The sequence below is a fragment of the Rhizobium sp. PAMB 3174 genome, from assembly GCF_052908375.1.
This window is the reverse complement of record NZ_CM128608.1, coordinates 2,768,795-2,786,742: the sequence shown is the minus strand read 5'-3', so window position 1 is coordinate 2,786,742 and position 17,948 is coordinate 2,768,795. Positions and strand designations below refer to the sequence as shown.

Here is a 17,948-nt window from a genome sequence, read left to right as displayed (position 1 = left end):
ACCGCCAATGGCCCTGATCAACCTTCCCGCCTTCTCCAATGATCTTCTCGCCCTCTTCGAAAAGCTGAAGACCGAGCGGGTCGATACACCGGTGATCCAGCCGGCCGAACCGTTTCTGGATATTGCCGGCGAAGACCTTCGCCGGCGCATCTTCATGACGGAAAGCGAGACGGGCGCCAGCCTGTGCCTGCGGCCGGAATTCACCATTCCCGTCTGCTTGCGGCATCTGGAAACCGCAACCGGTACGCCGAAGCGCTATGCCTATCTCGGCGAGGTCTTCCGCCAGCGCCGCGAGGGCTCCAATGAGTTCTATCAGGCCGGCATCGAGGATCTGGGCGAGGGCGACATAGCAAGTGCCGACGCCCGTTCCATCGCCGATGCCGATCGCATCTTGAAGGCGCTGCTGCCGGCCTCGGCCCTTGCCGTCGTCATCGGCGACCAGACCGTCTTCGAGGCCGTGGTTCAGGCCCTGGGCCTGCCGGGTGGCTGGCAGAAGCGGCTCGTCCAGGCCTTTGGTGACATGCAGCAGCTCGACGGACTGCTGAAGAAGCTGGCACGGCCCGAAACGGTCGATGGGCTTGGCGATGACGTAGCCGCCATGCTGGCCGCCGGCGATGACGCCGAGCTTGTCGCCCATATCGACCGGACGATGCAGGAAACCGGCTATTCGACCAATGCGTCGCGCGCGCCGGCGGATATCGCAAGGCGGTTGAAGGAAAAGCTGTCGCTCGCGGAAACGCACCTGTCCGACCAGCAGATCGGCATCCTCAAGACCTTCCTGCGCCTCGATGTGTCGCTCGCCGAAGCCTCCACCGCGCTCGCGCAATTCGCGGCGGCGACCGGGCTGAAGATCGATGCCGCGCTCAATCATTTCGACCGGCGCATTGCAGCACTTGCCAATGCCGGCATGGACCTTGCCGCTATCCGCTACAAGGCGGCCTTCGGGCGTCCGCTGGATTACTACACCGGTCTGGTCTTCGAGATTAGCGTTGCCGGCAGCGACGCGGTTCTGGCCGGCGGCGGCCGTTTCGACCGGCTGCTGACCCTGCTCGGCGCGAAGGACCGTATTCCCGCCGTCGGCTTCTCGCTGTGGCTGGACCGCATCGAAGCCGCCAGACCGACGGGAGCGGGCCAATGACCATCACCATCGCCCTGCCGTCCAAGGGACGCATGAAGGACGACGCCTCGGCGATTTTCGAGCGCGCCGGCATGAAGATCGTCGCCGTCGGCAATGACCGCTCCTATCGCGGCCGCGTCGAGGGCTGGGAGGATGTCGAGATCGCCTTTCTGTCGGCCTCCGAAATCTCGCGTGAAGTCGGCAACGGCACCGTCGATTTCGGCGTCACCGGCGAGGACCTGATGCGCGAAGGCATTCCGGCCGTAGACGACAAGGTCGAGTTCTGCGCTCGTCTCGGCTTCGGCCATGCCGATGTCGTCGTCGCCGTGCCGGAAATCTGGCTCGATGTCGATACCATGGCCGACCTTGGCGATGTCGCCGCCGATTTTCGTGCCCGCCATCACCGCCGCCTGACGGTGGCGACCAAATACTGGCGTCTGACGCAGCAGTTCTTCTCGCGCCAGCATGGCATCCAGCTCTATCGCATCGTCGAAAGCCTCGGCGCGACCGAAGGCGCGCCCGCTGCCGGTCAGGCGGACATCATCGTCGACATCACCTCGACCGGCTCGACGCTCAAGGCCAACCACCTGAAGGTTCTCTCCGACGGCGTCATCCTGAAGTCGGAAGCCTGCCTGGTGCGCGCCCGCAAGGCGGAGCACGAAAACGATCCGACGGTCGGGAAGATCGTGGACGCCGTCCGTTCGGTGCTGTGACAGCGGCCGTGGATTTCATCTGGCCTTGCATTTCTGTTTGACACGAAAAAGCCCGCCGGCAGGGGGCGGCGGGCTTTCCAGTCTTGGGTCTTAATAGGAGACCGGATCTGGCCTCAGGCGGCCGCGAAAGCGGCACCGCGGCGGGCGTCGAGCGAGTAGGCGCCCGGGCCGAAGGTGGCGAGGAAGATGTAGGCGCCGGCAAGCGTCAGGTTCTTCATCAGCATGATCTGGTTCAGCGTGTTGATCCAGCCGAGCGCGCCTTCCGGCCAGCCGTCGATGGCAACGGTGCCCGAATGGAAGACGAGAGCGGTGAACACGCAGAAGAGAGCCAGCGCCCAGCCGACGATGCGGGTCTGGAAGCCGACGAGAACGGCAAGGCCGGCGACCAGCTCGAAGAGACCGGCGAGGTAGGCAAGTGCCGTAGCGGCCGGCAGGCCGGCGCCGGTGATCATGCCTGCAGTGCCGGCCGGATCGGTCAGCTTGCCGAAGCCGGACAGGATGAACATGAAGGACAGAAGAATGCGGGCAATCAGCAGGATGGTGCTGTTGGCAGAGGACATCGTGAATTCTCCAAAAGGTGGCGTCTGGTTGAAAGTCGACGCCTTTAAAACGTCGCCAATTAGATGCCCTCTTTTGGCCGTTATGAATAGCTGCACGATGCTTTACATATTGTTCGAAAAATGAAGACGGTATTCAAGTCAATGTGACCGCCGGCCCTCTTTCTCCGCTGTGGCGCCCACCTATATGGCAGTCCGATTATCATCGGAGCTTCCCATGGACAGACTTTCACCCTTTCCCATTTCCAAGCGCTGGCCGGCGCGAAATCCCCGGATCATTCAGCTATATTCCGTTCCCACGCCCAATGGGGTGAAGGTCTCCATTGCCCTCGAAGAGCTTGGGCTTCCGTACGAAGCCCATGCCGTTTCGTTCTCCGACAACGAACAGAAGTCCGCGGAATTCCTGTCGCTCAATCCGAACGGAAAGATCCCGGCCATCATCGATCCGGACGGCCCGGACGGCGATGCGGTCGGCCTGTTCGAATCCGGCGCCATCCTGATCTACCTCGCCGAGAAGACCGGACGGCTGATGCCGAACGATCCGATCGGCCGCTACGAGACGATCCAGTGGGTGTTTTTCCAGGTTGGCGGAGTCGGCCCGATGTTCGGCCAGTTCGGACACTTCTTCAAGTTCGCCGCCGACAAGATTGCCGGCAACCCCTATCCGATGGAGCGCTATCGCGATGAAACGAGGCGGCTTCTTGCCGTGCTGGAGGAGCGCCTTCAGGGGCGGCCCTGGCTGATGGGCGAGGAGTACACCATTGCCGACATCGCAACGTTTCCCTGGGTGCGCGGCCTCGATGTCTTCTACAAGGCCGGCGACGTGCTGGGCCTGGATGACTTCGTGGCGGTCAGGGATTGGGTGGCACGGGCATCAAACCGCCCGGCGAGCGTCGCCGGTCTGGAGATTCCCAAGCGCGGATGACGAGGTGACCTTGGCTGGCTGAGGTAGCCTCAGTTGGCCACGGCATCGTCGTGAACGCGGAACAGCGGAAAGAAGAACATGCCCGCCATGGCGCCGGACTGCTTGTCGTGGAAGCCGTTGGATTCGCCGATGCAGAATATCGGCTGGCCCCCGCCCTTGGAGGACGGGATCGTCGTCGCATAGCAGAAGGACGAGGTGGCCATGGCGGCTCTCTCGAACAGTTCGAGAATGCGGCCGCGGTCGTAGGACGCATAGCAGCGCATCAGCGTCAGCAGGCCGCATTCACCTTGCGAGATGCCATGGTGCGTGGCGGCATGTGCCCCGAGATATATGGCGCCGTGATTGAGATCGGCTGTCCAGGCTTCGGATATGCAGAACTGCCCGAGCAGGCGCATGTCCTCGCTCAGGGACGCGAGCTCGGGATGCTCGAATGACGCCGACAGATTGTTATGTGCAATCTTAAACAAGCCGTCCCTCTGTGCCAGATCTGTCTGATACCGGTGTCCATCTCCGTCGTCATCCTCCGCGCCGCCTCGCGCCTGTTCGGTCGGCTGAGGCGAAGTACAGAGTATCACGTCGATATCTTGCGAATTCATGCGAGCAGATAGTGCCGATAGGATGTATATGTACTAACGAACCGCGTTGCAACTGTGCTCTTCTGCCGGATATTTTTAATATTTTCAAAGCTAGGATCAGAATAGCTTTCTGAAGTCTATGAGGATGTTGGTCGGCCTTGGCTCTCTCAAGGTAGAAATACATATTGATTTGCGTATATGAATTCAGTGCGGGTAATGAAAAAATATTTACGACGGACTGAAGTTGAAGGGAATATTATTAAATTCATATGTATTTATAATGACGATAATATCAAAATTTAGATATATATAAATCAATGTAAATCTACATTTACTGCATAGGATAAGCAGGTGTTTAATTGTGGTGATGCTCGCATTAATTGCGTTTGATTTGAGTTAAAATTGGAATTTTGTTTATCTGTAGAAAAGATTTGATCAGGCGTGTTTGCGCCAAGCATAAGGGAATATGTGTGCTCGACTTTCCGGTTGAATGGCATTGGCAATAGTAAAATTGACTATCGTCAATTATATGGGCTCGCTTATTATTCTTCGGAATTCTGGTGCCCGATCCGGAAGGTTTTTGGGTGGAACGAGAAAAGGCGGCCTGAGGGCCGCCTTTCCGTCAATGCCTTCTGCCTCTTTCCGGATGTGGCGACGATGTCTTGCAATCGTCGCCAGTCTCCCGGCGGGGCTCAAGCCGCATGGATGGTAACAGGGCGAGGCCCTATTACATCATGCCGCCCATACCGCCCATGCCGCCCATGTCAGGCATGCCGCCGGCAGCTTCCTTCTTCGGAAGTTCGGCGATCATGGCTTCCGTCGTGATCAGCAGCGAGGCAACCGAAGCTGCGTTCTGCAGAGCCGTACGGACAACCTTGACCGGATCGACGATACCCATGGCGATCATGTCGCCATATTCGGACGTCTGGGCGTTGTAGCCGTAGTTTTCTTCGTTCTTGTCGAGGATCTTGCCAACAACGATCGAAGCTTCGTCACCAGCGTTGGTGGCGATCTGGCGAACCAGCGACTGGAGGGCGCGGCGAACGATGTTGATGCCGGCTTCCTGGTCGTCGTTTACACCCTTGACGGTGATCTTCGTGGAAGAGCGCAGGAGAGCGGTACCGCCGCCGGGGACGATGCCTTCCTGGACGGCTGCGCGCGTTGCGTTCAGCGCGTCGTCGATGCGGTCCTTGCGCTCCTTGACTTCGATTTCCGTGGAGCCGCCGACGCGGATCACGGCAACGCCGCCGGCGAGCTTGGCAAGACGTTCCTGCAGCTTTTCGCGGTCGTAGTCAGAGGTGGTTTCTTCGATCTGGGCCTTGATCTGGGCAACACGGCCTTCGATGTCCGACTTCTGGCCGGCACCGTCGACGATCGTGGTGTTTTCCTTGGTGATCGAGACCTTCTTGGCGCGGCCGAGCATGTCGAGGGTGACAGTCTCGAGCTTGATGCCGAGATCTTCGGAGATCACGGTACCGCCGGTCAGGATGGCGATGTCTTCGAGCATGGCCTTGCGGCGGTCGCCGAAGCCCGGAGCCTTGACGGCAGCAATCTTCAGGCCGCCACGCAGCTTGTTGACGACGAGGGTCGCAAGAGCTTCGCCTTCGACGTCTTCAGCGATGATGACGAGCGGCTTGCCGGTCTGGACGACGGCTTCGAGCACCGGCAGCATGGCCTGGAGGTTCGAAAGCTTCTTCTCGTGCAGGAGGACGTAGGCGTCTTCCAGGTCAGCGACCATCTTTTCCGGGTTGGTCACGAAGTAGGGCGACAGGTAGCCGCGGTCGAACTGCATGCCTTCGACGACTTCGAGTTCGGTTTCGGCGGTCTTGGCTTCTTCGACGGTGATGACGCCTTCGTTGCCGACCTTCTGCATGGCTTCGGCAATGTCCTTGCCGACCTGCGTATCGCCGTTAGCCGAGATCGTGCCGACCTGAGCAACTTCTTCGGAGGTGGAGATCTTCTTGGCCTTGGCGGCGAGGTCCTTGACGACTTCTGCAACGGCGAGGTCGATACCGCGCTTCAGGTCCATCGGGTTCATGCCGGCGGCAACGGCCTTGTTGCCTTCGCGAACGATGGCCTGGGCCAGAACGGTCGCGGTCGTGGTGCCGTCACCGGCGATGTCGTTGGTCTTCGAAGCAACTTCGCGGACCATCTGGGCGCCCATGTTCTCGAACTTGTCTTCCAGTTCGATTTCCTTGGCGACCGATACACCGTCCTTGGTGATGCGCGGAGCGCCGAAGGACTTGTCGATGATGACGTTACGACCCTTCGGGCCGAGGGTTACCTTCACTGCGTCTGCGAGGACGTCGACGCCGTGCAGCATCTTTTCGCGCGCGGTGCGGCCAAACTTGATTTCTTTAGCAGCCATGTTCAAAACTCCCGGGCTTTAAGCCCTTTGGTGAATTTCAGTTGAGATGGATAGGGTTGGCTCGGATCAGCCGATAACGCCCATGATGTCGGCTTCCTTCATGATCAGAAGGTCGACGCCATCGAGCTTGACTTCGGTGCCCGACCACTTGCCGAACAGAACGCGGTCGCCGACCTTGACGTCGAGTGCAACCTGCTTGCCGCTATCGTCACGGGCGCCCGGGCCGACGGCGATGACTTCGCCTTCAGCCGGCTTTTCCTTGGCGGTGTCCGGAATGATGATACCGCCCTTGGTCTTTTCTTCAGACTCGACGCGCTTGACTACAACGCGGTCGTGCAGCGGACGGAAATTGGTGCTTGCCATTGTCTAATCCCTCGATCAAATGACATTCACGGGCCGCGAGGCCCGTATGGATTGGTGTTAGCACTCATATCGTGCGAGTGCTAGCGGCGGAGAGATAGGAGTTGGCCGACTTGGAGTCAAGAACGGCCGCTTTCAAATTTTCAAAAAATCCATCGCGGTTAACGGCAGGCTTTCAAGGCGTTGGGCCTGCCGCCGAACGCACTGTCTCCCGCAGACACATGGGCATTCGGCACCGACCCTTTGATGTGGCATTCGGTCACCCCGAGCGCGGTTGCGACCCGGCGCATTTTTTCTCCTCCCGCACCAAAGTCCCTTGCCAATCGGCGCATGCTTTGCAATGTCAGCCGTGGCTCAGACTGACAAAGGACCTCGCATGGCAGACCGCATTTCGACCCTGACGGATGTTTCCGGCAGCTATGACGTGATCCTCTGCGATGTGTGGGGCGTGCTTCATGACGGCATCAGCGCGTTCCCGCTGGCCGCCGAAGCGCTGGCGAAGGCACGGGCCAAGGGGGCGACCGTGGTCCTCATTACCAATTCGCCGCGGCCGTTTCCGGGCGTTGTCAGCCAGCTGCGCATGATCGGCGTTCCGGACGATGCCTATGACCGCATCGTGACATCGGGCGACGTCACCCGTCACCTGATTGCCGAAGGCCCGAAGAAAGTCTTCCTGCTCGGCCCCGAACGTGACCTGCCGCTCTTGGATGGACTGGGCGTCGAGGTTGTCGGCGAGGCCGACGCCACCTGTGTGGTCTGCACCGGCTTCTACGACGACGAGACCGAAACGCCGGAAGACTATCGCGACATGCTGATGCGTTTTCTCGCCCGCGGCGTGCCGATGATCTGTGCGAACCCGGATCTGGTCGTCGAGCGCGGCCACAAGATTATCCCCTGCGCCGGCGCCGTGGCGGCGCTCTATGCCGAACTTGGCGGCGAGACGCGCATCGCCGGCAAGCCGCACCGGCCGATCTATGAGGCGGCGATTGTCGAGGCTCGCGAAGCACGCGGCGATTTCGACCTGTCGCGCGTGATGGCGATCGGCGACGGCATGCCGACGGATGTGCGCGGTGCGATCAACTACGGCCTCGACCTTCTTTATATCAGCGGTGGTATCCACGTCCGTGAATACTCCGTCGACGGCAGGATCGACGAGGCGGCGCTGGACGCCTATCTCGAACGGGAAGGGGCTGCGCCCAAATGGTGGATGCCGAGGCTGGCCTGAACGCGATGACCGTCTTTCACCGCAACGAGAAAAAGGAGCTGCTGCCCGACAGCCTGAAAGGCGGCGTGGTGGCGATCGGCAATTTTGACGGTGTTCACCGCGGCCATCAATCGGTTCTCAACCGGGCCCTCGAGATCGCCGAGAGCCGCGGCGTGCCGGCGCTGGTCTTGAGCTTCGAGCCGCATCCGCGCACGGTCTTCCGGCCCGACCAGCCGGTATTTCGCCTGTCGCCGGCGCCGATGAAGGCGCGGCTCCTGGAAGCGCTTGGCTTCAAGGCGGTCATCGAATATCCCTTCGATCTCGATTTCTCCGGCCGCTCGGCCGATGAATTCATCCAGTCGATCCTGATGGACTGGCTGCAGGTATCCCACGTTGTTACCGGCTTCGACTTCCACTTCGGCAAGGGGCGCGAGGGTGGACCGGCGTTTCTGATGGCCGCCGGCGAGGCCTATGGTTTCGGCGTTTCGCTGATGGATGCCTTCCGCGACGAGAACGCTGCGGTGATTTCATCAAGCCGCATCCGCGCGTTGCTGGCCGAAGGCGAGGTCGCCGAGGTCGCGGGGCTGCTCGGCTATCGCTATACGGTCGAAGCCGAGGTCATCAAGGGCGCGCAGCTTGGCCGCACGCTCGGCTACCCGACGGCCAACATGGCCTTGCCGCCGGAATCGGCCCTGAAGCCCGGCATCTACGCCGTTAGGCTGCGCCGCCCCGACGGCATGCTGCATGACGGTGTCGCGAGCTTCGGCTTCCGCCCGACCGTCACCGAAAACGGCGCCGCTCTGCTCGAGACCTTCGTGTTCGATTTCACCGGCGATCTCTATGGTGAGGTCTGCGCCGTTTCCTTCTTCGGCTATCTGCGCGAGGAGATGAAGTTCTCCGGTCTCGATCCGCTGGTCGAGCAGATCAAGAAGGACGAGGCGGAGGCGAGGGCGCTTCTTGCCGGCGTGACGCCACTCGGCGACCTGGACGCGAAGATCGCTTTCTGAGCCCGCGCGTAAGGTCAATCACCAGACAATGGAGCGATATTTCGCCGGCAGGCATGGAAATATTGCCGCGATCCTATATGTTTCCGGTCGCCACGCTCGCATGAGCCTCAATTTGCCCCGAACGGATCGCCTCTTTGACTGACTTTACACCGCTTGCCTCCTTTGCCGGAGGTCTCCTGATCGGCCTTGCCGCCGTCCTGCTCATGGCCTCCTGGGGTCGCATCGCCGGCATGACGGCGATCGTCGGCGGACTGCTGCCGCCCTTCGACAAGGACTGGGCGTGGAAAGCCGCGTTCCTCGCCGGCGCGATAGGATTGCCGCTGGTCGTCAAGCTTGCCGGCGGCGTCATCGAATACAGCGTGCCGGTTTCGACGACGACGCTCATTATCGGCGGCCTGATCACCGGGATCGGCGTCACCTTCGGGTCCGGCTGCACATCGGGGCACGGCATCTGCGGCATCGCCCGTTTTTCGCGCCGCTCGATTGCCGCGACGGCAACCTTCATGGCATTCGCCTTCCTGACGGTGTTCATCCTCCGCCACCTTCTCGGAGGAGCCTTCTGATGCGCTATCCCGTCGCTTTCCTCGCCGGCGCGCTGTTCGGCCTCGGCATCATTTTTTCCGGCATGGCCAACCCGTCGAAGGTGCTCAATTTCTTCGACCTCGCCGGCACCTTCGACCCGAGCCTCGTCTTCGTCATGGCGGGCGCCCTGTCGGTCGCCATTCCAGGCTATGCGCTGATCTTCCGCAAGGCACGAAGACCGCTCTACGACGAGACGTTCCGGCTTCCGAAGGCGACGGCGATCGATGCCCGGCTGATCGGCGGTTCGGCCATCTTCGGCATCGGCTGGGGCATTGCCGGCTTCTGCCCCGGGGCCTCCATTCCGGCGATCGGCCTCGGTCATCCCTCAGCACTTCTCTTCGTCGCAGCCCTTCTCGCCGGCATGTGGATCGCCCGCATCATCGGCAAGGCCGACTTCTTTTCCAACCGCTCCGGCGGCGAGGCGGGCGGCAGGGCATAATTCCGCCGCTCCCTCTTTCCATTTGCGGCAAAAACGCCTAAACAACCGCCGCTATGACTGTAATCCGGTTGATGATCATTTCCCGAATTATTGGCCCGGCCTTCTGAGGCGCTCGCCGGAGCGGCCCGAAGGTCCGGGATTTCGGCGCTGGAGAAAAGCCGCGCCACCGTGAATTTCCTTGAGAGTTACCTATATCCGGGCGGCTGACATGCAGCGCCCCCAGCCAATGGCGAAACCATGAGCGATACCGCAGAAAAAGTCGACTATTCCTCCACCCTCTATCTGCCCAAGACCGATTTTCCGATGCGCGGCGGCCTGCCGCAGAAGGAACCGGAAATTGTCGAGCGCTGGCAGAAGATGGGCCTCTACAAGAAACTTCGCGCCTCGGCCGCCGGCCGCGAGAAGTTCGTCCTCCACGACGGCCCGCCCTATGCCAACGGCAACATCCATATCGGCCACGCGCTGAACAAGATCTTGAAGGACGTCATCACCCGCTCGTTCCAGATGCGCGGCTACGACTCCAACTACGTGCCCGGCTGGGACTGCCACGGCCTGCCGATCGAATGGAAGATCGAGGAAGCCTACCGCGCCAAGGGCAAGAACAAGGATGAGGTCGAGATCAACGAGTTCCGCAAGGAATGCCGCGAGTTCGCGCAACACTGGATCGACGTCCAGACCGCCGAATTCAAGCGCCTCGGCATCGAAGGCGACTTCGAGACGCCCTACACGACGATGGCCTTCCATTCCGAAGCCCGCATCGCCGGCGAACTCCTGAAGATCGCCAAGGCCGGACAGCTCTATCGCGGCTCCAAGCCGGTCATGTGGTCGGTCGTCGAGCGCACGGCGCTCGCCGAAGCCGAAGTGGAATACCACGAGGTCGAGAGCGACACGATCTGGGTCAAGTTCCCGATTCCGAACCGATTGGTTGAGCCGACACCCCGTGGCGGAACGGGAGAGAAAGCCAACCCGCAGGATGAACTGGCTGGTGCCTACGTCGTCATCTGGACGACGACTCCCTGGACGATCCCTGGCAACCGCGCGATCTCCTTTTCGTCCCGTTTCGCCTATGGCCTCTATGAAGTCACCGAAGCGACCAATGACTTCGGTCCGCAAACGGGTGAAAAGCTGATCTTCGCCAAGCGCCTTGCCGACGATTGCGCCGCCAAGGCGAAGGTCACGCTGAAGCTGGTGCGCGACATCGAAGGCGCGGAACTCTCGGCCATCACCTGCGCCCATCCGCTGGCCGATCTCGGCTACACCTTCCCGGTGCCGCTTCTCGATGGCGACCACGTCACCGACGATGCCGGTACGGGCTTCGTGCACACCGCGCCCGGCCACGGCCGCGAGGACTTTGACGCATGGATGGATGCCGCCCGCGAGCTGGAAGCCCGTGGTATCTCGACCAAGATCCCCTTCACGGTCGCCGATGACGGCTTCTATACCGAGGATGCACCCGGCTTCGGTCCTTCGGCCGAAGGCGGCGCGGCCCGCGTCATGGACGACAACGGCAAGAAGGGCGACGCCAACAAGCGCGTCATCGAGGCGCTGATCGCCGCGAACAATCTCTTCGCCCGCGGTCGCATCAAGCATGACTATCCGCATTCCTGGCGCTCCAAGAAGCCGGTCATCTTCCGCAACACGCCGCAATGGTTCGTCTACATGGACAAGGAACTCGGCGACGGCACCACGCTGCGCTCGCGCGCGCTATCGGCGATCGATGCCACCCGCTTCGTGCCGGCGTCCGGCCAGAACCGCCTGCGCGGCATGATCGAACAGCGCCCGGATTGGGTTCTGTCGCGCCAGCGCGCCTGGGGCGTTCCGATCGCCGTCTTCGCGGACGACAAGGGCAACGTCCTCGTCGATGAAGAGGTCAACGCCCGCATCCTCGACGCCTTCGAGAAGGAAGGCGCCGATGCCTGGTTTGCGCCGGGCGCCAAGGAGCGTTTCCTCGGCAATGGCCATGACGCCGACAAGTGGACGCAGGTCATGGACATCCTCGACGTCTGGTTCGATTCAGGCTCGACCCACAGCTTCGTCTTGGAAGACCGTCCCGACCTGAAATGGCCGGCCGACGTCTACCTCGAAGGTTCCGACCAGCATCGCGGCTGGTTCCATTCGTCGCTGCTGGAAGGCTGCGCGACGCGCGGCCGTGCGCCCTATAACGCCGTCGTCACCCATGGCTTCACCATGGCGGAAGACGGTCGCAAGATGTCGAAGTCGCTCGGCAACCAGGTGTTCCCGCAGGACGTCATGTCCCAGTCCGGCGCCGATATCCTGCGCCTGTGGGTGATGAACACCGACTACTGGGAAGACCAGCGCCTCGGCAAGACGATCATCCAGACCAACATCGACAGCTACCGCAAGATCCGCAACACGATCCGCTGGATGCTCGGCACGCTGGCGCATGACACCGGCGAGGAGATCGCGCTCTCCGACATGCCGGAACTCGAACGCCTGATGCTGCACCGTCTGGCCGAACTCGATAAGATCGTTCGCACCGGCTATGACGAGTTCGACTTCAAGCGCGTCGTGCGCTCGCTGACGGATTTTGCCAACATCGAACTGTCGGCCTTCTACTTCGACGTCCGCAAGGATGCGCTCTACTGCGACGCGCCGTCGTCGATGAAGCGCCGCTCGGCGCTCTTCGTCATCCGCAAGCTGTTCGATTGCCTCGTCACGTGGCTGGCGCCGATGCTCGCCTTCACCATGGAAGAGGCGTGGCTGGCGCGCGATCCGAACGCCGAATCGGTCCATCTCGAACAGTTCCCGGATGTGCCGGCGGACTGGAAGAACGATGCGCTCGCCGCCAAGTGGAAGAAGATCCGCGATGTCCGCTACGTCGTCACCGGCGCGCTGGAAGTCGAACGCCGCGAAAAGCGGATCGGGTCTTCGCTGGAAGCCGCGCCGATCGTCCATGTCGCCGATCCGGAGCTTCTGAAGGCGCTGGAAGGCCAGGATTTCGCCGAAATCTGCATCACCTCCGACATCAAGGTTGTGGATGGCGAAGGCCCGGCCGACGCCTTCCGCCTGCCGGAAGTCGCCAAGGTCTCGGTGGTGCCCGCGCTTGCAGAGGGCCGCAAATGCGCGCGTTCGTGGAAAATCACCAGGGATGTCGGTTCCGATCCGGCCTATCCGGACGTTTCCGCACGCGATGCAGCCGCTCTCAGGGAATTGGCCGAAGGCTGAGTAACAACAACCGGATGAATTGCGCGAATGCTTTTCATCCGTTAAAACGCTGCCTGAAATTGGTCGGATTTAGCACCTAAGAGGCGCAGACTGGCTGTTTGAGAGGGTCCGAACAGCGGGCTGGAAGGATTTGCATGGTAATGTCGCATCGGTTTCGCGTAGGCGCTGGTATAGCAGCGGCGCTGGTTGCCAGTGTCATGGCCACGGGGTGCGTCGGCAGCCCGACTTATGGAACCGGCAAGACCTCCGCCGAACAGCTGGTTGACGATCTGGGAAGTTCAGTGTCGTTGAGCAACAAGGAAGCGAAGGAAAAGCAGAAGATCGCTCTGGCCAACGCCCAGCCGCGTCCGACGCTCGTCGTTCCCTCCAACCCCGAACAGGCAACCCTGGTACCGCCGGAGCAGAGCCTCGCTTCGAAGAGCAACCCGGCCTGGGTTGAATCTCCGGAAGAGACCCGTGCCCGCCTGCTCGAGGAGGCGACGGCCAATCAGGACAGCTCGACCTATCGCTCGCCGCTTGCCGCGTCTTCCGGGACCGCCAAGCAGCTCTCCGAGAAGGAGCAGCAGCAGGCCTACCGCGAGGCACGCAAGCTGCAGAAGGGCGCCTATCTGGATCAGCGCCGCTACCTCAGCGATCCGCCGGACAAGTTTCGCACGGTCCAGGATCCTGCCGTGCTGGCCGATGTAGGCGAGCCCGAGAGGATCAAGGAAAAACGCCGCAAGAAGGAAGCAGTCGCAGAGCGGCAGCGTCCCTGGACCTGCTCGCTGCCGTGGAATTCCGACAAGCAAGAATGCCAGTAATGCTATCGTCAATCGCCCGGAGGCCTTCGGCATGGCTTTGACCATTCGCCGCGCCGAGCCTGCGGACATCCCTGTCATCCTGCGTTTCATCGTCGAGCTTGCCGCCTACGAGATGGCCGAGCACGAGGTCGAAGCAACCGAGGAAAGCCTGTCGCACTCCATTTTCGGCGACGGTTCGGTCACGAGGGCAGCGATCTGCGAGGACGATGGCGCGCCCGTCGGTTTTGCGGTCTGGTTCTACAACTATTCCACATGGCAGGCGAAGAAGGGGCTCTATCTCGAGGACCTCTATGTCTCGCCGTCGCATCGCGGCCAGGGTGCGGGCAAGCTTCTCCTGAAGTATCTCGCCCGGACCGCCGTCGAGGAAGACTGCGGCCGCTTCGAATGGAGCGTGCTCACCTGGAACGAGCCGGCCATCCGCGTCTACGAATCCATGGGCGCCGAACCCCAGAGCGAATGGATGCGCTACCGGCTCGCCGGCGATGCGCTGAAGACCTTCGCATCCGGCTGAAACCGGACACGTTTCATAAACCTTCTCCGTCTGGCGGAGTGAGGCTTTTCCATTTCGTAAACACATTGGCGCTATGCCCGGTCTGGTTGAATTCATGATTCCAGATTGAGGAGGGCGCGGGCATGGTAGCCATCGTTGCAAAAGCATCGATTGCGGCCGTCCTTTCGGTGCTCGCATCGCTTGCAATCTGTTTCGTTGCCGTGCCGCTGATGGGTGGACGCGTCGACGGCAACGGCTTGATCATGGCGATCGTCTGCCCGCTGCTGATCGCTTGGCCGGTCAGCGCCTTCCAGTTCTCCCAGCAGGCACGGCTTCGGCGGATGCGCAACGAATTGCGGATTGCCCATGCCGACCTGAAGCAGGCCCATCGTGATCTCTACGAACGATCGCGCATCGACCAGATGACCGGTGCGATGAACCGGGAGACCTTCTTCGCCACGGTTGATGCCCGCTCCCGCTCCGGAGGACCGGAAAGCCTCGTCTATATCGACGTCGACCACTTCAAGAGCATCAACGACACTTATGGCCATCACGCCGGCGACGAGGCGTTGCGAAGGATTGCCGCCGCAATCCGCACCGTTCTCGACGAGGAAGCCTTGTGGGGACGGATTGGCGGCGAAGAGTTCGCGGTCTTCCTGCCGCGCATCGGCCATGCCGCCGCCTGTCGGACAGCGGAAGACATTCGTGCATCGGTCGAAAAGATCTCTCTCGCGCTTGACGATGCCGCCGTGTCGCTGACGGTCAGCATCGGCCTCGTCACCGTGTCCGAGCGCTTCGATATAGCCCACGCCGCCCGTGAGGCCGACAAGCGCCTCTATCGCGCCAAGCGTGCCGGCCGCAATTGCATCATTGCCGACCTGGACGATGCGGCGGCCGCAGATGTCACGGTATCAAGTGCCTCAGCGCTTGCCGGCAAAGAAGTCACGCAGGATGTCGGCCGCCCGGCGCTCGTCGATCCCTGAATAGACCTCCGGTGCATGATGGCAGGTCGGCTGGCTGTAGAAGCGCCCGCCATGGTCCACGCCGCCACCCTTCGGATCCTCGGCGCCGTAGTAGAGCCTGCGGATGCGGGCAAAGGAAATGGCCGCCGCACACATGGCGCAGGGCTCCAGCGTGACATAGAGGTCGGCGTCCGTCAGCCGCTCCTGTCCAAGCTTCGCGGAGGCCTCGCGGATGGCCAGGATTTCGGCGTGCGCCGTCACATCGTTGAGTTCGCGTGTCCGGTTGCCGGCGCGTGCGACGATCTCGCCGTCGACCACGACGACCGCGCCGATCGGCACCTCGCCACGTTCGCCCGCGGCCTGCGCCTCCTCAAGCGCCTCTTCCATATGGCGAATTGTACCGATCACCCGATATTTCCTCTTAACCGCGCGGCTCCGAACTGCTAGGAGAGCCGCAAAGAACAGGCACTGCCGCGCCCCTGTCGGTTGCGTGTGCGGGCAGTGTGCCGGACCGTTTGGCGCGGAACCGCAACAAGGCAAACAACATATGGCATTCAATGACAAGCCCAGGCGTCCCGGTTCGAAACCGGCGGGCGCAAAATCCACCGGTCCGAAGCGGCCGTTCAAGAGCGGCCCGAAGGATGGCGGCAAGCCCTTTGCCGCAAAGTCCGACGAGAAGCGCGCGCCGCGTCGCGAGCCCCGCGATGTCAAGCCGGTGATCAAGCCGCAGGCGACCTCCGAGGTGAGCCTCAATGCCGAGCAGGAGCCGGAGCGCATTTCCAAGCTTCTGGCGCGTGCCGGCATCGCATCGCGCCGCGACATCGAGCGCATGATCCTCGACGGCCGCATCAAGCTCAACGGCGAAGTGCTGACCACGCCGGCGGTCAACGTGACCTTCGCCGACAAGATCGAGGTCGACGATGAACAGATCCGCGGCATCGAGCGCACCCGCCTCTGGCTTTACCACAAGCCGGCCGGCCTGGTGACCACCAACTCCGATCCGGAAGGTCGTCCGACGGTGTTCGAAAGCCTGCCGAAGGATCTGCCGCGCGTCATGTCGATCGGCCGCCTCGATATCAACACCGAGGGCCTGCTGCTCCTGACCAATGACGGCGGCCTTGCCCGCACCCTCGAGCTGCCGACCACCGGCTGGCTGCGCCGCTACCGCGTGCGCGCCTACGGCGAAATCGAACAGGCCGATCTCGACAAGCTGAAGGACGGCATCGCCGTCGACGGCGTGCTCTACGGTTCGATCGACGCGACGCTCGACCGCGTCCAGGGCCACAATGTCTGGATCACCATGGGCCTGCGCGAAGGCAAGAACCGCGAGATCAAGAATGTGCTCGGTGCGCTCGGCCTCGACGTCAACCGGCTGATCCGCATTTCCTACGGTCCGTTCCAGCTCGGCGATCTCGGCGAAGGCAAGGTGATCGAGGTGCGCGGCCGCATGCTGCGCGACCAGCTCGGTCCGCGTCTCATCGAGGACGCCAAGGCCAACTTTGATGCGCCGATCTACACGCAGACCGGCGAAGTCATCGAATCCGACGAAAAGCCGGATCGTGCCCCCAAGGCTGCGGCACCGGCGAAAAGCGCTCCGCCCGAACGCGAGCGCCCGGCCCGCGAGGAACGCTTCCGCGGTGACGAAGGCGACCGCCGCGAGCGCGCCCGTGACCGTCTCGACACCAAGAAGCCGGGTGGCTTTTCCAAGGCCGGCGGCTTCGGCAAGCGCGACGACAAGGACGATTTCAAGAAGAAGAAGGCGCCTGCCGCCGGCAAGCGCACGGCCAATGTCTGGATGGCGCCCGGCGCCAAGCCGCTCGGCCCCAAGGCCATAGAAAAGGCCGAGGAGAGAGCCCGCAAGCGCGCCCAGCGCGAAGCCCGTGGCGAGGCACCGTTCCGCGGCCCGGGCAAGCCGCGCTCCGGCAAGCCGGAAGGTGGACGATCGGACGGCGGACGGCCAGAAGGCGGCAGGCCCGCCTCGGCGCGCGGACCGAAGCGTGACAGCGCATCCGAAGGCCGCGGCGGCCCGAGGGATGGAGCAGGGCGCGGCGGCAAGCCGGGCGGTCGCCCGAGCGGCCCTTCGGGAGGAAAGAGGGGCGGCGGTGCGGATCGTCGGCGGTGAATTCCGTGGCCGCTCGCTGGCCACTCCGAAATCCGATGCGATCCGTCCGACCAGCGACCGGACGCGCGAAAGCCTGTTCAACATCCTGGCTCACGCCTATGCGGACGTGCTCGATGGCGGCCGCATCCTCGACATCTTCGCAGGCACCGGCGCCGTCGGCATCGAAGCCCTGTCGCGCGGCTGCCGCAGCGCGCTGTTCATCGAGAACGGCGTCGAAGGCCGCGGCCTGATCTGGGACAATATCGAGGCGTTCGGCCTGCAGGGCCGCGCCCGCATCCTGCGCCGCGACGCCACCCAGATCGGCAAGCCGGGCACCATCGAACCCTTCGATTTCATCTTCGCCGACCCGCCCTATGGCAAGGGGCTCGGCGAAAAGGCGCTCACCGGCGCAGGCGAGGGTGGATGGATCAAGCCCGGCGCACTGGTGATCCTGGAAGAACGCGCGGATGTCGATCCGATCCTTCCGGCAACCTTCATGACCGTCGAGACGCGCACCTTCGGCGACACGCGGATGCATTTCTATCGCTACCAGCCGGCGTGA

General features: G+C 62.3%; 18 protein-coding genes. 13 read left to right on the top strand and 5 right to left on the bottom strand.

Features of this window, described 5'->3' with window-relative positions:
* Positions 1-7 precede the first annotated feature (7 nt).
* Both ACU5AY_RS13410 and hisG read left to right on the top strand, forming a co-directional pair.
* Complete coding sequence (locus ACU5AY_RS13410; protein WP_446826593.1) at positions 8-1,138, top strand: ATP phosphoribosyltransferase regulatory subunit; 1,131 nt, start codon at positions 8-10, stop codon at positions 1,136-1,138.
* Positions 1,135-1,830: an ATP phosphoribosyltransferase gene (gene hisG / locus ACU5AY_RS13405; protein WP_446826592.1), complete on the top strand. Its 696-nt coding sequence runs from the start codon at positions 1,135-1,137 to the stop codon at positions 1,828-1,830. The genes ACU5AY_RS13410 and hisG overlap by 4 nt, the downstream gene beginning before the upstream one ends.
* A 113-nt stretch (positions 1,831-1,943) precedes the next feature.
* On the opposite strand, the gene ACU5AY_RS13400 is transcribed toward hisG, so the two are convergent.
* On the bottom strand, positions 1,944-2,390 hold the full coding sequence (locus ACU5AY_RS13400; RefSeq protein ID WP_446826591.1) for a DoxX family protein: 447 nt from the start codon (positions 2,388-2,390) through the stop codon (positions 1,944-1,946).
* A 214-nt stretch (positions 2,391-2,604) separates the two neighbouring features.
* Between ACU5AY_RS13400 and ACU5AY_RS13395 the strand changes: the two genes are divergently transcribed.
* On the top strand, positions 2,605-3,312 hold the full coding sequence (locus ACU5AY_RS13395; protein WP_446826590.1) for a glutathione S-transferase family protein: 708 nt from the start codon (positions 2,605-2,607) through the stop codon (positions 3,310-3,312).
* A 29-nt stretch (positions 3,313-3,341) separates the two neighbouring features.
* On the opposite strand, the gene ACU5AY_RS13390 is transcribed toward ACU5AY_RS13395, so the two are convergent.
* From ACU5AY_RS13390 to groES, 3 genes are all read right to left on the bottom strand, one after another.
* On the bottom strand, positions 3,342-3,779 hold the full coding sequence (locus tag ACU5AY_RS13390; protein ID WP_446825190.1) for a hypothetical protein: 438 nt from the start codon (positions 3,777-3,779) through the stop codon (positions 3,342-3,344).
* An 835-nt stretch (positions 3,780-4,614) separates the two neighbouring features.
* Positions 4,615-6,255 (bottom strand): chaperonin GroEL, encoded by a 1,641-nt coding sequence (gene groL, locus ACU5AY_RS13385; RefSeq protein ID WP_446826589.1) that lies wholly within the window; start codon positions 6,253-6,255, stop codon positions 4,615-4,617.
* Positions 6,256-6,321: 66 nt separating this feature from the next.
* The gene (gene groES, locus ACU5AY_RS13380) at positions 6,322-6,618 is read right to left on the bottom strand and encodes a co-chaperone GroES (protein ID WP_446825188.1); all 297 of its coding nucleotides are present in this window, start codon (positions 6,616-6,618) and stop codon (positions 6,322-6,324) included.
* A gap of 373 nt (positions 6,619-6,991) precedes the next feature.
* Here groES and ACU5AY_RS13375 point away from each other — a divergent pair, with 373 nt between their 5' ends.
* From ACU5AY_RS13375 to ACU5AY_RS13340, 8 genes are all read left to right on the top strand, one after another.
* On the top strand, positions 6,992-7,840 hold the full coding sequence (locus tag ACU5AY_RS13375) for a TIGR01459 family HAD-type hydrolase (protein ID WP_446826588.1): 849 nt from the start codon (positions 6,992-6,994) through the stop codon (positions 7,838-7,840).
* A 5-nt stretch (positions 7,841-7,845) separates the two neighbouring features.
* Entirely contained in the window at positions 7,846-8,826 is a 981-nt protein-coding gene (locus ACU5AY_RS13370; protein ID WP_446829020.1) for a bifunctional riboflavin kinase/FAD synthetase, read from the top strand.
* A 134-nt stretch (positions 8,827-8,960) separates the two neighbouring features.
* Entirely contained in the window at positions 8,961-9,389 is a 429-nt protein-coding gene (locus tag ACU5AY_RS13365) for a YeeE/YedE family protein (protein WP_446826587.1), read from the top strand.
* The gene (locus ACU5AY_RS13360) at positions 9,389-9,847 is read left to right on the top strand and encodes a DUF6691 family protein (protein ID WP_446826586.1); all 459 of its coding nucleotides are present in this window, start codon (positions 9,389-9,391) and stop codon (positions 9,845-9,847) included. The genes ACU5AY_RS13365 and ACU5AY_RS13360 overlap by 1 nt, the downstream gene beginning before the upstream one ends.
* A gap of 237 nt (positions 9,848-10,084) precedes the next feature.
* Positions 10,085-13,033, top strand: a complete 2,949-nt coding sequence (gene ileS / locus ACU5AY_RS13355) for an isoleucine--tRNA ligase (protein ID WP_446826585.1) — start codon at positions 10,085-10,087, stop codon at positions 13,031-13,033.
* 134 nt (positions 13,034-13,167) lie between these two features.
* Complete coding sequence (locus tag ACU5AY_RS13350) at positions 13,168-13,833, top strand: hypothetical protein (RefSeq protein WP_446825183.1); 666 nt, start codon at positions 13,168-13,170, stop codon at positions 13,831-13,833.
* A gap of 31 nt (positions 13,834-13,864) precedes the next feature.
* Positions 13,865-14,344: an N-acetyltransferase family protein gene (locus ACU5AY_RS13345; RefSeq protein WP_446826584.1), complete on the top strand. Its 480-nt coding sequence runs from the start codon at positions 13,865-13,867 to the stop codon at positions 14,342-14,344.
* A 122-nt stretch (positions 14,345-14,466) separates the two neighbouring features.
* The gene (locus ACU5AY_RS13340) at positions 14,467-15,306 is read left to right on the top strand and encodes a GGDEF domain-containing protein (protein ID WP_446826583.1); all 840 of its coding nucleotides are present in this window, start codon (positions 14,467-14,469) and stop codon (positions 15,304-15,306) included.
* On the opposite strand, the gene ACU5AY_RS13335 is transcribed toward ACU5AY_RS13340, so the two are convergent.
* Positions 15,244-15,672: a nucleoside deaminase gene (locus ACU5AY_RS13335; RefSeq protein WP_446829019.1), complete on the bottom strand. Its 429-nt coding sequence runs from the start codon at positions 15,670-15,672 to the stop codon at positions 15,244-15,246. The genes ACU5AY_RS13340 and ACU5AY_RS13335 overlap by 63 nt on opposite strands.
* A 160-nt stretch (positions 15,673-15,832) precedes the next feature.
* Here ACU5AY_RS13335 and ACU5AY_RS13330 point away from each other — a divergent pair, with 160 nt between their 5' ends.
* Together ACU5AY_RS13330 and rsmD are read left to right on the top strand one after the other, a co-directional pair.
* Entirely contained in the window at positions 15,833-17,407 is a 1,575-nt protein-coding gene (locus ACU5AY_RS13330; RefSeq protein ID WP_446826582.1) for a pseudouridine synthase, read from the top strand.
* Positions 17,388-17,948, top strand: a complete 561-nt coding sequence (gene rsmD / locus ACU5AY_RS13325) for a 16S rRNA (guanine(966)-N(2))-methyltransferase RsmD (protein WP_446825179.1) — start codon at positions 17,388-17,390, stop codon at positions 17,946-17,948. Before ACU5AY_RS13330 ends, rsmD begins: the two co-directional genes overlap by 20 nt.